This is a genomic window from Diaphorobacter sp. HDW4B (assembly GCF_011305535.1).
Classification (GTDB): Bacteria; Pseudomonadota; Gammaproteobacteria; order Burkholderiales; family Burkholderiaceae_C; genus Diaphorobacter_A.
Window position 1 is genome coordinate 265,100 of record NZ_CP049905.1, and the last position, 22,112, is coordinate 287,211.

The 22,112-nt window shown below is 64.0% G+C and carries 21 protein-coding genes and 2 pseudogenes; 22 read left to right on the plus strand and 1 reads right to left on the minus strand.

Annotated elements, in window-relative coordinates; genetic code table 11:
- The first annotated feature begins 25 nt into the window (after positions 1-25).
- From G7048_RS01230 to G7048_RS01245, 4 genes and pseudogenes are all read left to right on the plus strand, one after another.
- On the plus strand, positions 26-463 hold the full coding sequence (locus tag G7048_RS01230) for a hypothetical protein (RefSeq protein ID WP_166066425.1): 438 nt from the start codon (positions 26-28) through the stop codon (positions 461-463).
- Between the two features lie 48 nt (positions 464-511).
- The gene (locus tag G7048_RS01235; RefSeq protein ID WP_166066426.1) at positions 512-1,456 is read left to right on the plus strand and encodes a LysR family transcriptional regulator; all 945 of its coding nucleotides are present in this window, start codon (positions 512-514) and stop codon (positions 1,454-1,456) included.
- Complete coding sequence (locus G7048_RS01240; protein ID WP_166066427.1) at positions 1,453-1,716, plus strand: EexN family lipoprotein; 264 nt, start codon at positions 1,453-1,455, stop codon at positions 1,714-1,716. Before G7048_RS01235 ends, G7048_RS01240 begins: the two co-directional genes overlap by 4 nt.
- A gap of 87 nt (positions 1,717-1,803) precedes the next feature.
- Positions 1,804-1,992 (plus strand): annotated as a pseudogene (locus tag G7048_RS01245) (sulfite exporter TauE/SafE family protein); the annotation flags it as partial.
- 81 nt (positions 1,993-2,073) lie between these two features.
- On the opposite strand, the gene G7048_RS01250 reads toward G7048_RS01245, so the two are convergent.
- Positions 2,074-3,573, minus strand: a complete 1,500-nt coding sequence (locus G7048_RS01250; RefSeq protein ID WP_166066428.1) for a PLP-dependent aminotransferase family protein — start codon at positions 3,571-3,573, stop codon at positions 2,074-2,076.
- Between the two features lie 108 nt (positions 3,574-3,681).
- Between G7048_RS01250 and G7048_RS01255 the strand changes: the two genes are divergently transcribed.
- From G7048_RS01255 to trbL, 18 genes and pseudogenes are all read left to right on the plus strand, one after another.
- Positions 3,682-4,938, plus strand: coding sequence for a benzoate/H(+) symporter BenE family transporter (locus tag G7048_RS01255; RefSeq protein ID WP_166066429.1), 1,257 nt, complete (start codon positions 3,682-3,684; stop codon positions 4,936-4,938).
- On the plus strand, positions 4,931-5,740 hold the full coding sequence (locus G7048_RS01260) for a YggS family pyridoxal phosphate-dependent enzyme (RefSeq protein WP_166066430.1): 810 nt from the start codon (positions 4,931-4,933) through the stop codon (positions 5,738-5,740). Before G7048_RS01255 ends, G7048_RS01260 begins: the two co-directional genes overlap by 8 nt.
- Positions 5,737-6,438 (plus strand): annotated as a pseudogene (pdxK, locus tag G7048_RS28360) (pyridoxine/pyridoxal/pyridoxamine kinase); the annotation flags it as partial. The gene G7048_RS01260 and the pseudogene pdxK, both read left to right, overlap by 4 nt.
- 228 nt (positions 6,439-6,666) lie before the next feature.
- Entirely contained in the window at positions 6,667-7,908 is a 1,242-nt protein-coding gene (locus tag G7048_RS28365) for an aspartate aminotransferase family protein (protein ID WP_166066431.1), read from the plus strand.
- Positions 7,905-8,780 (plus strand): tryptophan synthase subunit alpha, encoded by an 876-nt coding sequence (gene trpA, locus G7048_RS01275; protein ID WP_166066432.1) that lies wholly within the window; start codon positions 7,905-7,907, stop codon positions 8,778-8,780. The genes G7048_RS28365 and trpA overlap by 4 nt, the downstream gene beginning before the upstream one ends.
- Positions 8,781-8,791: 11 nt before the next feature.
- Positions 8,792-10,063, plus strand: a complete 1,272-nt coding sequence (gene glyA / locus G7048_RS01280) for a serine hydroxymethyltransferase (protein WP_166066433.1) — start codon at positions 8,792-8,794, stop codon at positions 10,061-10,063.
- Between the two features lie 11 nt (positions 10,064-10,074).
- Complete coding sequence (locus G7048_RS01285) at positions 10,075-11,013, plus strand: LysR family transcriptional regulator (RefSeq protein WP_166066434.1); 939 nt, start codon at positions 10,075-10,077, stop codon at positions 11,011-11,013.
- On the plus strand, positions 11,010-12,185 hold the full coding sequence (locus tag G7048_RS01290) for an MFS transporter (RefSeq protein WP_166066435.1): 1,176 nt from the start codon (positions 11,010-11,012) through the stop codon (positions 12,183-12,185). Before G7048_RS01285 ends, G7048_RS01290 begins: the two co-directional genes overlap by 4 nt.
- A gap of 324 nt (positions 12,186-12,509) precedes the next feature.
- On the plus strand, positions 12,510-12,773 hold the full coding sequence (locus tag G7048_RS01295) for an EexN family lipoprotein (RefSeq protein ID WP_166066436.1): 264 nt from the start codon (positions 12,510-12,512) through the stop codon (positions 12,771-12,773).
- Positions 12,774-13,009: 236 nt separating this feature from the next.
- Positions 13,010-15,007 (plus strand): conjugal transfer protein TraG, encoded by a 1,998-nt coding sequence (locus G7048_RS01300; RefSeq protein WP_166066437.1) that lies wholly within the window; start codon positions 13,010-13,012, stop codon positions 15,005-15,007.
- On the plus strand, positions 15,004-15,477 hold the full coding sequence (locus tag G7048_RS01305) for a CopG family transcriptional regulator (protein WP_166066438.1): 474 nt from the start codon (positions 15,004-15,006) through the stop codon (positions 15,475-15,477). Before G7048_RS01300 ends, G7048_RS01305 begins: the two co-directional genes overlap by 4 nt.
- Entirely contained in the window at positions 15,474-16,529 is a 1,056-nt protein-coding gene (gene trbB / locus G7048_RS01310) for a P-type conjugative transfer ATPase TrbB (RefSeq protein ID WP_166066439.1), read from the plus strand. Before G7048_RS01305 ends, trbB begins: the two co-directional genes overlap by 4 nt.
- Complete coding sequence (locus tag G7048_RS01315; RefSeq protein ID WP_166066440.1) at positions 16,526-16,927, plus strand: TrbC/VirB2 family protein; 402 nt, start codon at positions 16,526-16,528, stop codon at positions 16,925-16,927. Before trbB ends, G7048_RS01315 begins: the two co-directional genes overlap by 4 nt.
- On the plus strand, positions 16,924-17,193 hold the full coding sequence (locus tag G7048_RS01320; RefSeq protein ID WP_166066441.1) for a VirB3 family type IV secretion system protein: 270 nt from the start codon (positions 16,924-16,926) through the stop codon (positions 17,191-17,193). Before G7048_RS01315 ends, G7048_RS01320 begins: the two co-directional genes overlap by 4 nt.
- Before the next feature lie 10 nt (positions 17,194-17,203).
- Positions 17,204-19,654, plus strand: a complete 2,451-nt coding sequence (gene trbE / locus G7048_RS01325) for a conjugal transfer protein TrbE (protein ID WP_166066443.1) — start codon at positions 17,204-17,206, stop codon at positions 19,652-19,654.
- Entirely contained in the window at positions 19,651-20,379 is a 729-nt protein-coding gene (gene trbJ, locus G7048_RS01330; protein WP_166066444.1) for a P-type conjugative transfer protein TrbJ, read from the plus strand. Before trbE ends, trbJ begins: the two co-directional genes overlap by 4 nt.
- A gap of 12 nt (positions 20,380-20,391) precedes the next feature.
- Entirely contained in the window at positions 20,392-20,745 is a 354-nt protein-coding gene (locus G7048_RS01335; RefSeq protein ID WP_166066445.1) for a hypothetical protein, read from the plus strand.
- Positions 20,742-22,106, plus strand: a complete 1,365-nt coding sequence (gene trbL, locus G7048_RS01340) for a P-type conjugative transfer protein TrbL (protein ID WP_166066446.1) — start codon at positions 20,742-20,744, stop codon at positions 22,104-22,106. Before G7048_RS01335 ends, trbL begins: the two co-directional genes overlap by 4 nt.
- Positions 22,107-22,112 lie beyond the last annotated feature (6 nt).

Here is a 22,112-nt window from a genome sequence, read left to right on the forward strand (position 1 = left end):
GCGTGGGCTGGCAACACCCGCGGGCTTGTCCTTCGACGCACGCGGCCGGTTGCTGATTGCTAACAGGCGGACCAATCAGATTCTCGCCGCGTATCCTGATGGAAAGATCGACGTCGCTGCCAAAGGGCTGCAAACACATGTAGGTGCCGTAGAGCTTCCCAACGGGGATCTTCTGGTGAGCAATATCGCAGGTGGTATTTCCTTGGTCTCAGGTGGTTCGCGTGCTCGCACCATCAACTCTGATTTGGGAAGCCCTGGCCCTGGCCCCGGCATCGTGCGGGCTGGCACGGATGCCGCCTTTGACTACGGTGGCACAACAGTCAACCGGATAGATCGCAATGGTCGGCGCACGGTGATCGCTGATGGCTTGAGCAGTCCCGTGGACTTGGCGCTAGCGCCAGACGGCAGTCTGACGGTGGCGACCTGGGGTGCAAACGCGGCGTTCCGCATCGCGCGACCATAGCCGCAGAAAAGGTCACGCGGAAGTCACCAGTTACAGAAGGAGCGAACTATGGAGATGAGGCACCTGCGCTGCTTTCTGGCTGTTGCGGAAGAACTCCACTTCGCCCGTGCAGCCGAGCGACTGCACATGGAGCAATCCCCGCTGTCCCGCGCCATCAAGGAACTGGAGGAAGAACTGGACGTGGTGCTGTTCGCCCGCACCACGCGCAGCACACGGCTGACCCGCGCCGGCAAACTGTTCTTGGAACACGTGCCTCGCGTATTCACCGTCTTGCAACAAGCTCGTGACAGCGTCAAAGCTGCCGCGAACGGATTTCACGGCCAGTTACGCATTGCCTTGTCCGATGGCATCACGCCGTGGCGTCTGCCGAACTTGCTGGCATTGTGCCGAGAGGAAGAACCCGACGTCGAGACACGGCTGTTCGAGGTGCCTCTATCTCAGCAGATCAAGGGGCTGCATGACGACCTGTACGACGCGGGATTCGCCCAGTCGGAAGAAGTCGGCGATGACATCGTGGCGATTCCTGTTTGGAGTGATCCCCTCATGGTCGCCGTACCGGCCCGGCACCCGCTGCTCAAGTACAAACGCATTCCTCTGGAGGAACTGCTGCGCTATCCGTTGGCACTATGTGATCCGCAAGCATGCGAGGGCCATGCCAAGCACATCGAGCGCGTGCTGCGTCAGGTCGACACAGAGCCGCTGATTGCAGAACGCGTAGCGTCATGCGACATGATGATGGTGCTGGTATCAGCGGGGCTTGCCTTGGGGTTGGCCAGCAAGATACACATCACGACCAGCCGAGAAACAGGTGTGGTAGCGCGTCCACTGGCTGGGCGCACGCACATGGTCACGACCTACTTGCTGCGCCCGGCGGGAGAGATTTCAGAGGCACTGGCTCGTTTCATCGAGCGAGTGCAAGCCATCGAGCCATCCGAACGCGACAGACCTGTTTCGGATGATCGCCAAGATACACAGAAGGAGTCCGCGTCATGAAGGTGTCCATTCCACTGGTGTTGGTCGCGGTACTTGCTGGCTGCGGTCGATCTGAGTCCCCTCCGCAGACGAACATCCCGACGGTCGAAGAATTGGCCGCTGATCCCAAGCGACTCAAAGAGCTGCGCCAACAGTGCAAGACTGATCGTCCCAAGCTGGGCGACGTGCTGTGCAACCGGGTCGCCGAAGCCACGCGCAAGCGGTTCTACGGTGACGGTCAAACCCCCTACACACCGCCGAAAGAATTTCCGAAGTTCTGATTCTGACCAGGAACGGAGCGAGCGACCAGTAAGCACTATGCCATGTTCGATGACGGCATGGTGCTCATGCCTAGTGCAGTGGAAGCCACCGGTATCGTGACGCGCGACATGCTGCCGCTGTTCGCCATCGTGGCGCCCGCCATGCTGGTGCCCACGCTGCTGCGCACCCGGCTGTATATCGGTATCAGCGAGGCGCGGTTTCCTCGGATCGTGCTGGGTCTGCTCACAATCTCGGGCGTGGCGCTGCTGGTGTCTTCCGTGCCGCAGTTGTTGTAGGCATGAACGCGATGCTTTGAGCCCGTTTTCGACAGCTCTCGGGATGGACGAGAAGCGTTTTCCCGAGATGGGAGGCCGACATCAGCGGCACAGCGCACGCAGCACGTTCGCCAGTTTTTTGACGGCAACTTCCAGTTCATGCGGAGCATGGGCGGCGAATCCCATGAGGAAGCCTGCCTTGTGCTTGCTCGACGCATGCAGTGCCGTCAGCCCCAGCAAGTCGATGCCCGCTCGACGGGCGGACTCCACGGCCTCGCGCTCGGGGATGTCGCGGATGAACACGCACGGCATCTGCATGCCACCGGCGGGCACCCGAGCTTCCACGAAGTTGGCCAGATGTTCGCGCACCAGCCGCGCCAGCACGTCGCGCCGTTCGGCATAGACGGCGCGCATGGTACGCACATGGGCGCCGAAGTGGCCGCCCTCGATGAAGCGCGCCAACGTGAGCTGCGGAATCGGCGCGCTGTGCCCATCTAGCAGGGTTCTGGCCACGGTCATCGGGGCCACCAACGGCGACGGCAAAACCATGTAGCCGATGCGCAGGCCGGGAAACAGCGATTTGGTGAAGGTGCCGATGTAGATCGTGCGCTCATGCGGATCGAGCCCCTGCACGCAGGCGGTGGGTTTGCCCGCGTAGTGGAACTCGCTGTCGTAGTCGTCTTCGATGATCCAGCCCTGCTGCGCTCTGGCCCATTCGATGACGGCCAGGCGCCGGTCCAGCGCCAGCGTCGCCCCGGTGGGGAACTGGTGCGATGGCGTCAGGAACACCGCCCTGGTCGGTTCACCGGGCGCCTTGCTCGCCTCCAGCAAACGATCTACCCGCAGGCCGTCCGCATCCAGCGGCACGGGCACGCATTCCAGAGCGGCGGCGTCGAACGCCTTGCGTGCGCCGTGGTACGTGGGGTCTTCGATGAAGATTCGCTCACCCGCATCAAGCAGCACCGTGGCACACAGGGTCAGGGCCTGCTGCGAACTGGTCAGCACCAGCACGCGATCGGGCGTGGCGCGCGCCCCCCGTTCAAGATTGACGTAATCGGCGATGGCGCGCCGCAGCGGCTCCATGCCCTGCGGCGGGCTATGTAGCAGCGCCAGGGTGCCGTATTCCTTCAACACCTGCCGCTCCAATCGCTCCCAGGTCTGGAGCGGAAAGCTGCGCGTCTCGGGCACGCCGGGCGCGAACGGCCGTGGTGCCAGGAAGTCGCGCACGCCGCCGCTGTGGAACATGGCGCTGCCGCGCTGGCTCAGACGCAGTGTGGCCTTGCGATCCACACTGGTTTGCCGAGGTTTGCCGCGTCCCGGTAGGCGCTGCGCCCGCTCCGAAACGAAGCTGCCGCTGCCCACGCGCCGCTCGATGAAGCCTTCCGCGTGCAGCTGGCTGTAGGCCGACTCGACCGTATCGCGGGACACCCCCAGGGACTTCGCCAAAGCGCGTGACGCGGGCAATGGTCTGCCCACGTCAAGCACCCCATCAAGGATCAATTGGCGAATGGCCCGCTGCACGCGCGCGTGCAGAGGCAAGGCGCCATGCGCAGGATCGCCGATCCAGGCTTTGACGGATTCAAGTTGGGCATGCTTGAACAATTGGCCGGTATCTCTTCATAAAAGTGGCGGGGAACATCCGGCCATTTTAAATCTATAAATACGTTTCACAAGCCATTCAACCGATTTGTCAGGAGTCACCGTCAAGCCATGTCATCCGTCCCTTCACTTTCAATCGTTCGCTGGAGCGATCTCACCCATCCCGTTGTAGCCGGCCTGATCTCGGTCATCGTCAACTACGGCGGCACATTCATTCTGGTGTTCCAGGCCGCCAAGGTCGCGGGCCTGAGCCCGGAGCTGACGGCCTCTTGGGTGTGGTCGATTTCCATCGGCGTGGGAATGACGGGGATCATTCTGAGCTGGCTGACGCGCGAGCCCATCATTACCGCCTGGTCCACGCCTGCGGCGGCGTTTCTGGTCACGGCGCTGGCAACCACGCCCTATGCCGAAGCCGTGGGGGCCTACCTGATTTCAGCAGCGGCATTTGTGTTGCTGGGGCTATCGGGTTGGTTCGAGCGCTTGATCCGGCTGATTCCACCAGGCGTGGCCGCGGGTTTGCTCGCGGGCATCCTGCTGCAATTCGGTATCAAGGCTTTCGGTGGCATGAGCATTGATCCGGTGCTGGCCGGCTTGCTGATCGTGACTTATGTGGTGCTCAAACGCTTCAGCGCCCGATATGCCGTCGTCGGCATCCTGGTGTTGGGCCTGCTCTTTCTGCTGATGCAGGATCGAGTGGATCTGTCGGGACTGAGCTTGACGCTCGCCGCCCCGGTTTTCACCATGCCAGCGTTTTCGCTCAATGCGCTGCTGAGCGTCGCCTTGCCGCTGTTCCTCATCACGCTGACCGGCCAGTACATGCCTGGCATGCTGGTGCTGCGCAATGACGGGTTCAAGACCAGCGCCAACCCCATCGTCACGGTGACCGGGTTGGGATCGCTGCTGATGGCGCCGTTCGGCTCGCATGCCTTCAACATCGCCGCCATCACGGCCGCCATCGCCACGGGCCGGGAGGCGCACGAAGACCCGTCCAAGCGCTGGATCGCGGGTATCGCCGCAGGCGTGTGCTACATCCTCGTGGGCGTGTTCGGCGTGACACTGGCCGCTGTCTTCATGGCCTTCCCGGCGACCTTCATCACCACGCTGGCAGGACTGGCGTTGCTGGGCACCATCGGCGGCAGTCTCGCCACCGCCTTGGCCGACGCGAAGACGCGCGAAGCGTCGCTGATCACCTTTCTGGCCGCAGCAGCCAACATCACGCTGTTGGGCATCGGTGGTGCGTTTTGGGGTCTGGTCATCGGCTTGGTGGCCCATGCCGTGCTCAATGGCACACTGCCACGCCGTGGGCGGCCGGCCACGGCGGCATCGGCCACCGAGCCTGCGATCAAGAGGGAGGGAGCCAATGCCTGAGCCATTGGACACCCAGACCTTTCATGACCAGCATGGCCGTTATCCGCAGGCGGCCACGGTCGATGACTTCCGGTACAACCTAGCTGCGGTGCGCGCCCGCATGGACGCCGCCTGCCGCCGTGCCGGGCGCAATTCGGCCGGGGTGCGCCTGCTGCCGGTGAGCAAGACCAAGCCCGAGGCCAGCCTGCGCCTGGCCTATGCGGCAGGCTGCCGCCTGCTAGGCGAAAACAAGGTGCAGGAAGCCTTCGGCAAATGGGAAGGTCTGCAGGACCTGGCCGATCTGCACTGGTCGGTCATCGGCCACCTGCAGACCAACAAGGCCAAGCTGGTGGCGCGCTTCGCCACCGAGTTCCAGGCGCTGGACAGCCTGCGCGTGGCCGAGGCGCTGGAGCGGCGCCTACAGGCCGAGGGACGATCGCTGGATGTGTTCGTGCAGGTCAACACCTCGGGCGAGGCCAGCAAGTACGGACTGTCGCCCGAGGAGGTACAGGGCTTCATCGAGAAGTTGCCCGCATTCCCGGCGCTGCGCGTACGCGGGCTGATGACGCTGGCATTGTTTTCCGGCGAGGCGGAGCGGGTGCGCCAGTGCTTCATCCTCCTGCGCACCTTGCGCGACCAGTTGCGGCAAGACGCGCCAGCAAGCATCGGGCTGGAAGAGCTGTCCATGGGCATGTCCGGCGACTTCGAGATCGCCATCGAGGAAGGCGCCACCGTGGTGCGCGTCGGGCAGGCCATCTTTGGCGCGCGCGCCATGCCGGACAGCTACTACTGGCCGACAGAGACAGCGGGGACGCCGCCATGACCGACACACCGTTTCCTGCCCTGCGGCCATTGCGGCCGGACGTGGTTTCGGTGCAATCGCAGGTGGTCTATGGCCGCGTGGGCAACAACGTCGCGGTTCCGACCTTGGAGTCCCTGGGCCTGTCGGTGGCAGCGGTACCGACGGTCGTGTTCAGCAACACGCCGCACTATCCGACGGTGCACGGCGGTGCGCTGCCCATCGAATGGTTCGAGGGTTACTTGCAGGATTTGTCGGCACGCGGCGCGCTGCATGCGCTGCGCGCCGTTTTGGTCGGCTACCTGGGCAATCCGGGGCAAGCCGAGGTGCTGGCCCGCTGGACGCAGGCCTTGCAGGCCGAGCGCGCGGACCTGCGCGTGGTCATCGACCCCGTGATGGGCGATCACGACCACGGCATCTATGTCGATACCGGCATGGCCGACGCCTACCGCCAGCTTTTGCTGCCGCTGGCTCATGGACTGTCACCGAACGGCTTCGAGCTGGCGCACCTGACAGGCCGTCCGGTCGATGACATGGAGAGTGTGGTTGCCGCGGCCCGTACCTTGATGACGGGCCGCACTCAATGGATCGCGGTGATCAGTGCGGCGCCGGGTACCTGGGCGGACGGAGAGATGCAGGTTGTATTTGTCACCCGCGAGCAAGCGCACGTCATCACGCATGCGCGCATCGACGCCGTGCCCAAAGGAACCGGTGATCTGTTCAGCGCCGCCCTGACGGGGCATTGGCTCAACGGTGCCACGTTGCCCGAAGCCATTGCCAATGGCTTGCCAAATGATCGTGCAGGCGCTGCGCCACACCCACAACGCGCGATGCGCCGAATTGGTGCTGCCGAGCCGAGTGGCCAGCCCCCAAGCCAACAGCCAGACCCACGCACGCGAACTGGTGCGTATCCGCCAAGCATTTTCCGAATCTCACTGGAGTCACCATTCATGCAACACGTCCCTTCCCACTTGATGCGGGCCTATGCCCGCCAACCCGTCTCATTCATGCGAGGCAGCGGCGCGCGTCTGTGGGACGCGAACGGCGTGGAGTACCTGGATGCCATTGCGGGTGTCGCCGTCACCAGCCTGGGCCATGCCCATCCGGAGATTGCCACCGTCATCGCGGAGCAGGCCGGGCTGCTGCTGCACACCTCCAACGTGTTCCGCATCGACTGGCAGGAACAACTGGGCGAACGCCTGTGCGCGCTGGCGGGCATGCAGCGGGTCTTCTTTTGCAACTCTGGCGCCGAGGCCAACGAAACCGCACTCAAGCTTGCACGCCTGCATGGGCACCGCAAGCAGGTGGCGCAACCCCAGATCCTCGTGATGGAGAACGGCTTTCATGGCCGCACCCTGGCCACACTCTCGGCCACCGGCAATCCGGCGAAGCAGCAAGGCTTTGAGCCTCTGATGCCCGGTTTCCTGCGGGTTCCCTACGACGACATCGAAGCGGTGCGTAGTGCAGCAGACCAATCGCCGGGCATCGTTGCGGTGCTGATTGAGCCTGTGCAGGGGGAAGGCGGCATCCGCGTCGCCAGTGCCGATTATTTGCGGCAACTGCGGGCCTTGTGCGATACGCGAGGCTGGCTGCTGATGATCGACGAGATCCAGGCCGGCATGGGCCGCACCGGCGCGTGGTTCGGGCACCAACATGCGGGCATCACACCCGACGTCATGACCTTGGCGAAGGCGCTGGGCAACGGCTTTCCGATCGGCGCGTGCCTTGCCCGGGGTGAGGCGGCCGACCTGTTCTCGCCCGGCCAGCACGGATCCACTTTCGGCGGCAATCCCCTAGCCTGCCGCGTGGGCTGTACCGTGCTCGACATCATGGCGCGGGACGGCATGCCGCAGCGGGCCGCCGTGCTGGGAGCCCGCCTGCTCACAGGCCTGCAAAAAGCGCTGGGCAACCACCGGAGCGTCCTTGCGATCCGGGGTCAGGGCCTGATGGCGGGCATCGAGCTGGACAGGAGTTGCAAGGAACTGGTCGGGCAGGCGTTGGAGGAGCAGCGCTTGCTCATCACGGTGACCCGCGACACCACCATCCGTTTGCTGCCTCCGTTGATCTGCGACGAAGCGCAGATTGACGACATCGTGGCGCGTGTCACCCGCTTGCTGTCCTCCGTTCCTGCGTTCAGTCGTACGAACCCTGCGGTGCCTGACGCCGCCTTGCAGGCGGAGTGTGTGAGGTGACTGCGGGTCCGGCCACGCATCGCCTTGCCATCACGTTTGAGCGCTTGTGCGAACGAGGGCGCAAGGCGCTGATTACCCATGTCGTCGCGGGATACCCTTACGCGGACATCGCGCCTGCGTTGATGCATGTGCTGGTGGAGGCCGGAGCCGACGTCATTGAATTGGGCGTGCCGTTCTCCGATCCATCGGCAGATGACCCGGCGGTCCAAGCCGCTGGGGAACATGCATTGCGCTCAGGGGTCGGACCACTGCAAGTCCTTGACCAGGTGCGTCAGTTCCGCGAGGCGGATGGCGCCACGCCCGTGGTGCTGAGGGCTTATACAAACCCCATCGAACGCTACGACCAATTGCGTCAGTCGGGCGCCTTTGCCGAAGACGCGGCCAGCGCGGGCGTGGATGGTGTGCTGGTGGTCGATTGCCCGCTAGAAGCCCCCGGTGAGTTGGCCGCACAACTGCGCCATTGCGGCCTCGACATGATTCTTCGGTTGGCGTCATCCTCTACGGAGCGCCACGTGCGGGTGGTGGCCGAGCGCGCGAGCGGTTACCTCTGCTGCCTATGCGTCAAGGCCCTCACTGGCGACCAGACGCTGGATCGGTCCCTGGTGGAGGAAACGCTGGCGCGCATTCGCCGCCATGTGCGCATTCCCGTGGGCATCAACTTCAGCATTCGTGATGCGCATGCCACCCGCGACATCGCCCAGAGCGCCGATGCCGTCGTCATCGACGCCTGGCTCATCGAGAGCCTGGCGGAAAAGTCAGCGGCCGAAGCTCTGGCCGCTGCCAGCGATCTCATCCGCAGCATCCGCGGGCAACTGGACATGGACATGCGCGAGCTATCCCCAGCAACCCAACCTCAACGAAACCGACGATAGGACACCCCACCATGTACGACACATCCCTCGCTCTTATGGACTTCGATGCAGAGTTGGCGCAAGCCCTGCAGAGCGAAGAACGCCGCCAGGAGGATCATGTCGAGTTGATCGCCTCCGAGAACTACGCCAGCCCGCTGGTGATGGCCATCCAGAACTCGGTGTTCACCAACAAATATGCCGAAGGCTATCCGGGCAAGCGCTACTACAGCGGCTGCGACAACGTGGACGTGGCCGAATGCCTGGCCATCGAGCGGGCCAAGGCGCTGTTCGATTGCGACTATGCCAACGTCCAGCCTCACGCCGGCGCCCAGGCCAACGCGGCGGTGTTCCTAGCCTTGATCAATCCTGGCGATACCGTGATGGGCATGAATCTGGCCCAGGGCGGCCATCTGACCCACGGCAATCCGTCCAATTTCTCCGGGCGGCATTACAAGATCGTGCCTTATGGTCTTGATCCCGAGACGGGTCTGATCGACTACGACGAGATGGAGCGCATCGCGCTGGAGACCCGGCCGAAGATGCTGATCGGCGGTTTCTCCGCCTATTCCCGCCACAAGGACTGGGCGCGCATGCGCATCATTGCCGACAAGGTGGGAGCAGTCTTCTGGGTGGATATGGCGCATGTGGCCGGCCTAGTGGCGGCGGGCGAATACCCTAATCCACTGCCGCATGCCCACGTGGTCACCAGCACCACGCACAAGACCCTGCGCGGCCCACGCGGCGGCATCATCCTGTCTAAGGGGCAGGATGATGACTTTTACAAGAAGCTCAATTCCGCCGTGTTCCCCGGCATCCAAGGCGGCCCGTTGATGCATGTGATCGCCGCCAAGGCCATCGCATTCAAAGAAGCACTGCGGCCTGAGTTCAAGACGTACCAGCAACAAGTCGTGATCAACGCACGTGCCATGGCGGCCACGCTCCAGCAGCGCGGCTACAAGATCGTGTCAGGTGGGACCGACAACCACTTGATACTGATCGACCTGTCCGCCAAGCCGTACACCGGCAAAGACGCGGATGCCGCGCTGAGTGACGCCTACATCACCGCGAACAAGAACTCGGTGCCCAGCGATCCTCGCTCGCCTTTCGTAACTTCTGGCGTGCGCATCGGCACGCCAGCCGTGACCACACGCGGCTTTGGCGTGGCCGAATGCGAGCAACTGGCCGGCTGGCTTTGCGATGTGCTGGATGCGCTTGAGACGGGAGGCGGTACGCTGGCAACGGTACGTGATCGGGTGCGGGAACTGGTGGTGGCCTTGTGCCACCGCCATCCTGTGTACCGATAGCGGCGTTACAGATGGAATTGCGGCACCTGCGTTGCTTCCTGGCCGTGGCCGAAGAACTCCACTTTGCCCATGCCGCTGAGCGGCTGCATATGGAGCAGTCACCGCTGTCTCGCGCCATCAAGGAGCTAGAAGAAGAACTGGGCGTGGTGCTGTTCGCCCGCACCACGCGCAGCACACGGCTGACCCTCGCCGGCAATCTGTTCCTTGAGCATGTGCCGCGTATCTTCACGGCTTTGCAGCAGGCTCGCGACAGTGTGAAGGCGTCTGCCAATGGCTTTCACGGTCAATTGCGTATCGCACTGTCCGATGGCATGACTCCCTCACGCCTGCCGGCCTTGTTGGCACTGTGCCGGCAGGAAGAACCTGAAGTGGAAATCCGTCTGTTCGAGGTGCCTTTGGCGCAGCAGCTCAAGGGGCTGCATGAAGACCTGTACGACGTGGGCCTCGCCCAATCGGCCAACGTGGGCGATGGCATCCTGGCAGTGGAGGCCTGGAGCGATCCGCTGCACGTTGCCTTGCCGGCACGCCATCCCTTGCTGGCATACAAGCGCATTCCACTCAATGAAGTGCTGCGCTATCCGCTGGTGATGGGCGACCCACAGTTCTGCGAGGGCTACTGCCGGCAGATCGAGCACATCTTGCGCGTCGCGGATCAGGAGCCGCTGGTCGCCGAAAAGGTCATGTCCTGTGAATTGATGATGGCAATGGTCGCGGCGGGATTGGCGCTGGGACTGGCTGGTGCCTCGCAGATCGCAGGCGGGCGAGAGCAAGGCATCGTGGCGCGTCCATTGGCCGGGCACGCACCAGTGCTGACGACCTATCTACTGAGGTTGGATAGGGAGCCGTCCGAGAAGTTGTCGCGGTTTGTCGAAAGAGTCGTTGCGGCTCCATCGAAGGCTCGCTGCCTGGTGTCACGTCGTCCTGACGATAGGGAGGAAATTGGAGCATGAAACAAAGCCCAGAGGACAAGCTGATGCCTCTCCTTGCGGCGGGAGCAGGATTGGCTGTTGCCAATACCTACTACAGCCAACCCATGCTCGCCGAGCTTTCAATTGCATTCGTCACCACGCCTGCCGTCGTGGCCGCAATCCCGATGGCCGCCTTGACGGGCAATACCTTGGGGGTCATTTTTCTTGCGCCCCTGGGTGACAAATTTGAACGCCGGGCACTGATCGTTCTCACGACGGCTGCACTTGCGTTGGTACTGTTTGGAGCCTCAATGGCGACAACGCTGTGGTTGCTGATTGCGGCTAGCTTCTTGATCGGCCTGTTCTCTACCGCTGCACAACAAATCGTTCCACTTGCGGTTCACATTGCGCCCATTTCATCCAGAGGCCAGGTGCTTGGTTTGATCACGGGCGCCATTCTTCTAGGCATTCTGCTGTCAAGAACGATCAGCGGCGGCGTCACGGAATGGTGGGGTTGGCGGGCCATGTTTCTTGCTGCTGCCGGCGCCATGTTTGCAATGGCGGTCCTCTTTGCATGGCGGTTACCAAAGGTCCATCCGAAAGCAAGTCCGAGTTATGTCGCATTGCTGGGTTCGCTATGGCTGCTGCTGGCCGAGCATCGGACATTGCGGATCGCTGTCCTCATACAAGCCCTGATCTTCGCAGCCTTTTTGGCCTTCTGGTCGAACCTTGCGGTGCTGCTTGCCAGTGAGCCTTACCAATTGGGGCCATCAGCGACTGGGATGATGGCAGTGATCGGCGCGGCCGGTGTGGCCGCCGCACCCGCGGCCGGTCGCCTCGCTGACCGACGCGGCCCCCATGCGGTGATTCGTGCCGGGGCGGCGCTGGTCATCCTCGCGTTCGTCTTACTCATCGCCTTGCCTGGCAGTTTATGGGCACTTGCTGTGGGCGTATTGCTGATGGACATAGGTGTCCAATCGTCTCAAGTCGCGAACCATTCAAGGGCGCTGGCCCTCGATGCCACGGCGCACAGCCGCCTCAACACAGTGTTTATCGCGACGATGCTTCTTGGGGGTTCCATTGGGGCAGGCCTGGGCGGACTCGCGTTCTCCTTTTTCGGATGGAACGGTACCTGTGCCGTCGGAGCGGCCACGGCAAGTCTCGCACTGGCGTTCGCAGCAATATGCGGCGAACCCAGCGGAAGTTGTGCATGACGGCGCCAGAAGATCACACCGCGATGCTTACATGTACAAGTCATCATTCTTGCGCCAATGAAATTCGTTTGAAGCCATCAACGTTGGGCAGGTCGCCTTGGGGTTGGCGAGCAAGATACACATCACGACCAGCCGGGAGACGGGTGTGGTAGCGCGTCCGCTGGCTGGGCGCACGCACATGGTCACGACCTACTTGCTGCGCCCGGCGGGAGAGGTTTCAGAGGTACTGACTCGTTTCACCGAACGAGTGCAAACCATCGAGCCATCCGAACGCGACAGACCTGTTTCGGATGATCGCCCAGATACACAGAAGGAGTCCGCGTCATGAAGGTGTCCATTCCACTGGTGTTGGTCGCGGTACTTGCTGCCTGCGGTCGATCTGAATCCCCTCCGCAGACGAACATCCCGACGGTCGAAGAACTGGCCGCTGATCCCAAGCGACTCAAAGAGCTGCGCCAACAGTGCAAGACTGACCGTCCCACGCTGGGCGACGTGCTGTGCAACCGGGGCGCCGAAGCCACGCGCAAGCGGTTCTATGGCGACGGTCAAACGCCCTACACGCCGCCGAAGGAGCCGCCGAAGTTCTGATCGTCTGCTGTCAGCAACGAAGCCCGGCTTTTCTTTCTCAACACGCCGCAGCGCGCCCGCGTTTGCGGTTTTTTTTCGTCCTTCGCTCCTGTGCGAACTCTTGTTTTCTTCTCGACCTTTCTGCTGATAACGGTCTTTGACCAGCACTGACCCGGCACCGATCCTGATGCCTGCGGCACGTCCTTGTGCCGCTTTTCCCATGCGGAGTCAACGCAGGAGAAATCGGAGGCAAAGTCATGCAAGGGACGAACGTGCTGTTCGGTCAGATCGCCGTGGTTTTCGGCATCGTGATCTCCGGCGTGTGGGGCGCCACACAATGGACAGCCGCCGCCCTGGGCTACCAGCTACGCTTGGGCTCGCCTTGGTTCGATTTCTTCGGCACGCCGATCTACCACCCGTGGCGACTGTTCGAGTGGTGGTTCTTCTTCGATGCCTATGCGCCCCACGTCTTTGACACGGGTGGCGCCATTGCCGCCGGCAGCGGCCTTTTTGCCGTGGTGGTCGCCATCGGCATGTCGATCTGGCGTTCGCGCCAATCCAAGCTGGTCACGACTTATGGCACGGCACGCTGGGCCAACACGGAGGACATTCGCAAAGCGGGCCTTACTCAGCCCGTTGGCGTGTTCCTCGGCCAGCACGACCACCAGTACCTGCGCCATGAAGGCCCGGAACACGTCCTGACCTTTGCGCCCACGCGCTCGGGCAAGGGTGTCGGCCTGGTGGTGCCCACGCTGCTGTCCTGGCCCGTGTCCGCCGTCATCCACGACATCAAAGGCGAGAACTGGCAGATCACCGCTGGCTGGCGTAGCCGGTTTAGCCACTGCCTGTTGTTCAACCCCACCGACGCGAAGTCGGCGGCCTACAACCCGCTGCTGGAAGTGCGGCGCGGCGCGCATGAAGTGCGCGACGTGCAGAACATCGCGGACATCCTGGTCGATCCCGAAGGTGCGCTGGAGAAGCGCAACCATTGGGAGAAGACTTCGCACGCGCTGCTGGTCGGCGCCATCCTGCATGTGCTGTATGCGGGTGAGGATAAGACGCTGCGGGGCGTTGCGAACTTCCTCTCTGACCCGGCCTGCCCCTTCGAGCTGACGCTGCACAGGATGATGACCACGCGGCACCTCGGAGAGTCGACTCATCCCGTGGTGGCTTCCGCCGCACGCGAAGTCCTGAACAAGAGCGATAACGAGCGTTCTGGTGTGCTGTCCACAGCCATGTCGTTCTTGGGCCTCTACCGCGATCCCACAGTGGCCGAAGTCACCTCGCGCTGCGACTGGCGCATCGCCGATCTCATTTCTGCCGAGCACCCGGTATCGCTGTACCTGGTGGTACCGCCTTCGGACATCAGCCGCACCAAACCGCTGATCCGACTGATCCTCAACCAGATCGGACGGCGTCTCACCGAATCACTGGATGGCAGCGACGGCATCGCGCGCCGTCACAAGCTGCTGTTGATGCTCGACGAGTTCCCGGCGCTCGGGCGGCTCGACTTCTTCGAGACGGCCTTGGCTTTCATGGCCGGCTATGGCATCCGCAGCTTCCTCATCGCGCAGTCGCTGAACCAGATCGACAAAGCCTACGGTCAAAACCATTCGATCCTCGACAACTGCCATGTGCGCGTGACGTTCGCCACCAACGACGAGCGGACCGCCAAGCGGATTTCCGAAACCCTGGGCACGGCCACCGAACTGAAATCTCAGCGCAATTACGCGGGCCACCGGCTCGCGCCGTGGCTGGGCCACCTGATGGTGTCGCGCCAGGAGACAGCGCGCCCACTGCTCACGCCCGGCGAGGTGATGCAGCTCTCGCCCGACGAGGCAGTGGTGATGGTGTCCAGCGTGGCGCCGATCAAGGCGAAGAAGCTGCGTTACTACGCGGATAGCAATTTCAAACACCGCGTGCTGCCGCCTCCCGCGCTTGCCGTTGGACGCTATGCGGACGTGCCACCGGTCCGTGCCGATGACTGGAGCGGGCTGACGATTCCCGCTGTTCCAGCCGCACCCTCCCTCGAAGCCGCCGATGGCCAGGGTAGTGCTGACGACGGCGGCCCGCGCCGTCAGCCCGAGCTTTCTGAAGCCAGCGAGTACCACCCAGACATGGAGTCATTGGCCAGCGACCTGTCGCTGCTGGATGACGACGACGCGCCGCTTCCCCTCCCGCACCAGCTTGACCCGGCCATGCAGCGCACGGCGCGGCTGGCATCCCTCGACCCTGACGACGGAATCGACCTATGACCCAACACCGCCTCAACGTGTTCATCCAGCCGGAGCACAGCAAACGGCTTGACGAACTGGCCGCCAAGAAAGGCGTGTCCAAGTCCAGCATCGTCGCGGCCGCTTTGGCGTCCTGGCTGTCGCCGGACGCCGCCGACCAGCGCGAGGCGGCGATTGCCAAGCGGCTGGACCGCCTGTCCCGCCATGCCGAGCGCCTGGAGCGCGACCAGAACATCCAGATCGAGACGCTGGCGCTGTTCATCCGCTACTTCCTGACCGTCAGCACACCGGTGCCCGAAGCGCATCAGAATGCGGCTCGCGCCCAGGGCAAGGCCCGCTTTGAGCAGTTCGTCGAACAGCTCGGGCACCACCTGTTGCGCGGGCGCAGCCTGGTGCGGGACGTGGTGGAAGAACTGCATCCTGATCCGATGCGTATGGATGACGCGGCGGCCAGGGTCGCTACGGCCGATGCGCAGGAGCGTGCCTCATGAGTGCCGTTCCCCAACTCCCGCCAGGCCCCCGTTCATCGGCTGCCACGTCACTGGATCGTCGCATCCAGATGCTGCGCACCGCCATGGGGCCGCTGATCGCCGCAGCGCTGGAAGACCCGGACGTGGTGGAAATCATGCTCAACCCGGATCGCTCCTTGTGGATCGACCGGCTTTCGACCGGTCGCGCACCGATGGGCGTGGAACTGTCCGAGGCCGATGGCGAACGCATCATCCGCCTGGTGGCCGCCCATGTCGGCGCGGAAGTGCATCGCGGCCAGCCGCTGCTGTCGGCCGAGCTGCCCGAGACGGGCGAGCGCTTCGAGGGCATCTTGCCGCCAGCCGCGCCGGGGCCGGCCTTCGCATTGCGCAAGCGCGCTGTCGGCGTGATCCTGCTGTCGCGCTACACCGAGGACGGAATGATGACCGCCGCGCAGGCCGACCTGCTGGTGCGCTCCGTGCGCGAGCGTCAGAACATTCTGATCGCGGGCGGCACCAGCACGGGAAAGACCACGCTCGCCAACGCGCTGCTGGCCGAGATCGCCGCCACGGGCGATCGCGTGCTGGTGCTCGAAGACACGGTAGAGCTGCAATGCGCTGCCCGCGACCATGTGCCGCTACGCACGCGCCAGGGCGTGGTGTCCATGCAAGAGCTGGTGCGCTCTTCCATGCGACTTCGGCCGGACCGCGTGGTAGTGGGCGAGGTTCGTGGCGCCGAGGCGCTGGATCTCATCAAGGTGTGGGGCACGGGCCACCCCGGCGGCATCGCCACCATCCACGCCGGCTCTGCCATCGGCGCATTGCTGCGCCTGGAGCAACTGATTCTCGAAGTGGCGGTGAACCCGCCGCGTGCACTGATCGCGGAAGCGGTCAACGTGGTGATCCACATCGCCGGGCGCGGGCGCAAGCGCCGCATCGAGAGCATTGCCCGCGTCGTCGGTTTTGACGGCGTGGGCTACCGACTGGTGGATGCGATGGAGACGCCGTTTCCCGAGCTGTCGCCGGTTTCCCCTGAGTCTTTCCCGTCCCTCAACCACCCTGGAGAACTGCCATGACGCAGATGCACGTTCCTGCTTTCCGCTTTTCTGTAAATCCGGCTTTGCGTAATGCGCGGCCATCGTGCAGCTCACGCTTGCGTAACCTGGCCGGCCCGGTCTATCGGGGCCTGCTGCTGGCCGCGCTGATGCTGCTGATCGCCGGCACCGCGCAGGCCGCCGGTTCCTCCATGCCGTGGGAAGGGCCGTTGCAATCCATCCTCGAATCCATCCAGGGGCCGGTGGCGCGCATCGTCGCCGTGATCATCATCATCGCCACGGGCCTGGCGCTGGCCTTCGGCGATACCTCGGGGGGCTTTCGCAAGCTGATCCAGATCGTGTTCGGTCTGTCCATCGCGTTCGCTGCGTCCTCGTTCTTCCTGTCGTTCTTCAGCTTCTCCGGCGGGGCTGTCGTATGAGCACGGTCAACGATCTTCCTGGCTTTGAGGTGCCGCTGCATCGCTCGCTGACCGAGCCGATCCTGATGGGCGGTGCGCCGCGCACCGTGGCGATCGCCAACGGCACGCTGGCCGCCGCAGTCGGGCTGGGCCTGCAACTGTGGATTCCCGGTGTCGTGCTTTGGATCGTCGGCCACTCGCTGGCGGTGTGGGGCGCGCGTGTCGATCCGCAGTTCATGCAGGTCTTCGCGCGTCACATCAAGCACCGGCCTCTGCTGGACGTGTGAGGGGAATGCCATGCTGAACCTTACCGAATACCGCCAGCGGCCCGCGTTGCTCGCCGACTGGCTGTCGTGGGCCGGGCTGGTTGCGCCGGGCGTCGTCTTGAACAAGGACGGAAGTTTCCAGCGCACGGCGCGTTTCCGTGGGCCAGACTTGGACAGCGCGACGCAAGGCGAGCTGATTTCCACGTCGGCGCGCTTGAACAACGCGCTGCGCCGCCTGGGTTCGGGCTGGGCGCTGTTCATCGAGGCCGAGCGCCGCGCTGCCGCCGACTATCCGCACTCGGAGTTTCCCGAGCCGCTGTCGTGGCTGGTGGACGAGGAACGCCGCGCAGCGTTTGAGGAATCGGGCAACCACTTCGAGAGCGGCTATCACCTGACGCTGGTGTACCTGCCGCCGGAGGAATCCCGCGCCCGCGCAGCCAAGATGCTCTACGAGAACACGCCAACGAATGGTGCGGACTGGCGCGAGCGGCTGCAAGCCTTTCTGGCGGAAACGGATCGCGTCTTCGATCTGCTCGATGGTGTCATGCCAGAAATCGCCTGGCTCGACGACAGTCAGTCGCTGACCTACTTGCACTCGACTATCTCTACGCGGCGCTACCGCGTGGGCGTGCCGGAGTTGCCGTTCCACCTTGATGCGCTATTGGCCGATTCCGCGCTCATTGGTGGCCTGGCTCCGATGCTGGGCAATGCCCATCTGCGCGTGGCAACGGTGCGGGGCTTTCCCACCTCGACCTGGCCGGGGATTCTGGATGACCTGAACCGCCTCGGCTTTGCGTACCGCTGGTCAACCCGGTTCCTCTGCATGGACAAAGCCGATGCGGAACGGGAATTGGGGCGTTTGCGCCGACAGTGGTTCGCCAAGCGCAAGAACGTCATCGCGCTGCTGCGTGAAACCATCTTCCAGCAAGAAAGCCCGCTGGTCGATACTGACGCCAGCAACAAGGCCTCCGACGCCGATGCCGCCTTGCAGGAGCTGGGCAGCGATCAAGTGGCCTTCGGGTATGTCACCACCACGGTGACGGTACTCGATGCCGACCCGGCGAAGGCCGACGAAAAGCTGCGCATGGTGGAGCGCGTCATCCAGGGCCGGGGCTTCGTCACCATTCCCGAAACGCTCAACTCTGTCGATGCCTGGTTGTCGTCGATCCCTGGCAACGCCTACGCCAACGTGCGCCAGCCCATCGTCTCGACGTTGAACCTGGCGCACTTGATGCCGGTGTCGGCTGTGTGGGCTGGGCCTGAGCGCAATGCTCACCTCGACGGCCCGCCGCTGATCGTCACGCGGACCGAAGGCGCGACGCCGTTCCGGCTGGTGACACACATCGGCGACGTGGGCCACACGCTGGTGGCTGGGCCAACCGGAATGGGCAAGTCGGTGTTGCTCGCCACCTTGGCGATTCAGTTCCGGCGCTACCACGGCTCGCGCATCTTCGCCTTCGACATGGGACGCTCGATGCGCGCCACCATCCTGGGTCTGGGCGGCGAGCACTACGACCTGGGCACGGATGGCGGGATTGCCTTCCAGCCGCTTACGCGTATTGACCGCGAGGGCTACCGCACCTGGGCGGCCGAATGGATCGAAGGCCGCTTGCTGCATGAAGGCGTGGCAGTCGGCCCCGACGAGAAAGCCTCCATCTGGTCGGCGCTGGGCAGCCTCGCAGGTGCACCCGTGCAGCAGCGCACGATGACCGGCCTGTTCGTGCTGCTGCAATCGAACGCGCTGCGCCAGGCGCTCGCACCCTATGTGCTTGGCGGCGCCCACGGCAAGCTGCTGGATGCGGATTCGGATCGCCTCGGTTCTGGTTCCGTTCAGTGCTTCGAGATGGAGGAGCTGATGCACAGCAAGGCCGCCGTCATGGCCGTGCTGCATTACCTCTTTGCGCGCTTCGATGAACGTTTCGACGGAGCGCCCACGCTGCTGATCCTCGATGAGGCGTGGCTGTTCTTGGATGACCCGGTGTTTGCCGCGCGCATCCGCCAGTGGCTCAAGACGCTGCGCAAGAAGAACGTCAGCGTCATCTTCGCCACGCAGAGCCTGGCGGACATCAAGGATTCGAGTATTGCGCCCGCGATCATCGAAAGCTGCGCCAGTCGCATCTTCCTACCGAACCCGCAGGCAACCGAGCCGCAGATTCGCACGATCTACGAAGGCTTCGGCCTGAACTCGCGTCAGATCGAGATCGTCGCCACCGCGCAGCCCAAGCGCGACTACTACTACCAATCCCGCCTCGGCAATCGCCTGTTCGACCTTGACCTGGGGCCGGCGACGCTGGCCTTCGCGGGTGCTTCCTCACCGCAGGACCAGCGCGACATCGACGCCGTGCTCGCTGCCGCCACCACCTCCACGCCTTCCGCATCCACCCCGTTCGCAGCCACGTGGCTGCGCCATCGCGGCCTGCACTGGGCCACTGACCTGCTGTCCTCGTTTCCGTCCCCCCACCCACAGGAGAACCCATCATGAAAAAGCACCTTATCGCCGCCACCATCGCAGCCATGCTTTGCACCGTGTCCACCGTACAGGCGCAATGGGTCGTCATCGACCCCACGAACCTGGTGCAGAACACGCTGACCGCGATCCGCACGTTGGAGCAGATCAACAACCAGATCCAGCAGCTTCAGAACGAAGCGCAGATGCTGCGGAATCAGGCGCGCAACCTTGCCAGCTTGCCGTCCAGCGTAGTGGGACAGTTGCGCGCCAACCTGGCGACGACCGAGCGGCTGATTGCCCAGGCCAGGGGCCTGGCCTACGACGTGACGAATCTGGATCGGGAGTTCCAGCGGCTGTATCCCGAGAGGTACGCCGCCACCGTCAGCGGCGACCAGATGTACCGCGATGCGCAGGAGCACTGGAAGAACACGCTCAATGGCCTGCAAACCACGATGCAGATGCAGGCCCAGGCCTCGCAGAACCTGAGCGATGACGAAAGCATGCTGACCGACCTCGTGGGCAAGAGCCAGTCGGCCCAAGGCGCGCTCCAGGCGATGCAAGCCACGAATCAATTGCTGGCCTTGCAGGCCAAGCAGTTCATCCAGGGGCAACGGCTCCAGATCACGCAGGACCGGGCCGCCTCGTTGGAACTGGCGCGACAGGCGGCGGCTACCGAGCGCGCCCGCGAAGTGCGACGGCGCTTCCTGGGCGAAGGTACGCCGTACACGCCTCAGTCCGTGAACTTCTACGGCAACTGACGGGAGGCAGTCATGCGATGCGTTCTCGCCCTGTCTATTGCGGTCCTTGTTGCGCTGCTGGCCGCCTGCGGCGAGCAGCCGGCCGACCACCTTGCCGATACCTTGGCCGCCGATCCCGTGCGGCTCAAGGCATTGCGCGCGCAGTGCGCGGCTAATCCACAACAGGTCATGCAGGTCACGGGCGAGGACGCCTGCCGCGCTGCGGCCGAAGCCTTCCGGCGACGTTTCTTCTCCGGCCAGACCGGGCCGGATGAATACCAGACGCTGGCCGACCTGCCGCCAATCCCGCCGAGCTTTGATGAACCCGCCACATCCGACGGCATCAGCGAGGTGCTGGCCTTGCCTGCCCCAGAGGACACGCCATGAATGACGTCACCATCATCGACCGCTTCCTCAACACCTTCTCCACCTACATCGACTCGGGGTTCGGACTGTTGCAGGGCGAAGTGGCATTCCTCACCGCCACGCTGATCGTTATCGACATGACCCTCGCCGGCCTGTATTGGGCGATGGGCCACGCCACCGGCCAGGGCGAGGACGTGATCGCCAAGCTGCTGAGCAAGGTGCTCTACGTCGGTGCCTTCGCTTACATCATCGGCAATTTCAATTGGCTGGCCGGCATCGTGTTCCGTTCCTTCGCCGGACTGGGCATCACAGCCACCGGCTCAGCTATCACGATGGAGAACTTTTTGCGGCCGGGCCGGCTCGCCAAGACTGGCATCGACGCCGGGGCGCCGATCCTGGAACAAGTCGGCGAGATGGCCGGCTTTCCCGAGGTGTTCGTGAACCTCGACGCCATCACGGTGATGTTTCTCGCCTGGCTGGTGGTGGTCTTGTGCTTCTTCGTGCTGGCGATCCAGCTTTTCATCACGCTGATCGAGTTCAAGCTGACCACGCTCGCGGGCTTCGTACTGGTGCCGTTCGCGCTCTGGAACAAAACGGCATTCCTGGCCGAGAAGGTCTTGGGCAACGTGGTGGCCTCGGGCATCAAGGTGCTGGTGCTGGCCGTGATCGTCGGCATCGGCTCGGGCTTGTTCGCGGAGTTTCAGGTGCATCCCGACGAACCGTCCATCGACCACGCGCTGGTCATCATGCTGGCCTCGCTCACCTTGCTGGCACTGGGGATCTTCGGCCCTGGCATCGCCACGGGCCTCGTCTCCGGTGCGCCGCAGCTCGGTGCGGGCGCGATGGCCGGTGCTGCGGTCGGTGCAGCCGGGACAGCCGTGGCCGTCGGCGCTGCGGCGACTGGCGTAGGTGGCGCCGTCATGGCCGGAGCGCGCATGGCGCCGGCCGCCGCCAAGCTGGCGGGCAGCGGCGCGCGTGCCGCCACCTCGACGGCCAGCAGCGCACGGTCGGCTTTCCAGACGGGTTCCACGGCCGCAGGCGGTGGTGCGAAGGGCGCGATGGCCGGTTTGGGCAACGTCGCCAAGACCGGTGCGCAGTCCGCCGGGCGCGGCGCAGCATCGCGTGCATCCGCTGCCGGGCAGCAGATGGCCGCCCCGTTCCGCGCTGGCTGGAATGGCTCGGCGACCGCTGGAGCCGTGGCATCCGGTCCGGCTGCTGGCGAAGCCACGTCCGGCGCGGCCAATGCGCAGCCCGCGTGGGCCAAGCGGCTGCATCGCCGCCAACAACTCACCCACGCCGCGACGACCGCCGCTCACGCGCTGCGCGGTGGCGATGGCGGGGGCTCCGGGCAAGGCCCGAGCCTGCGCGGCTCCGACGATTAAACCGAT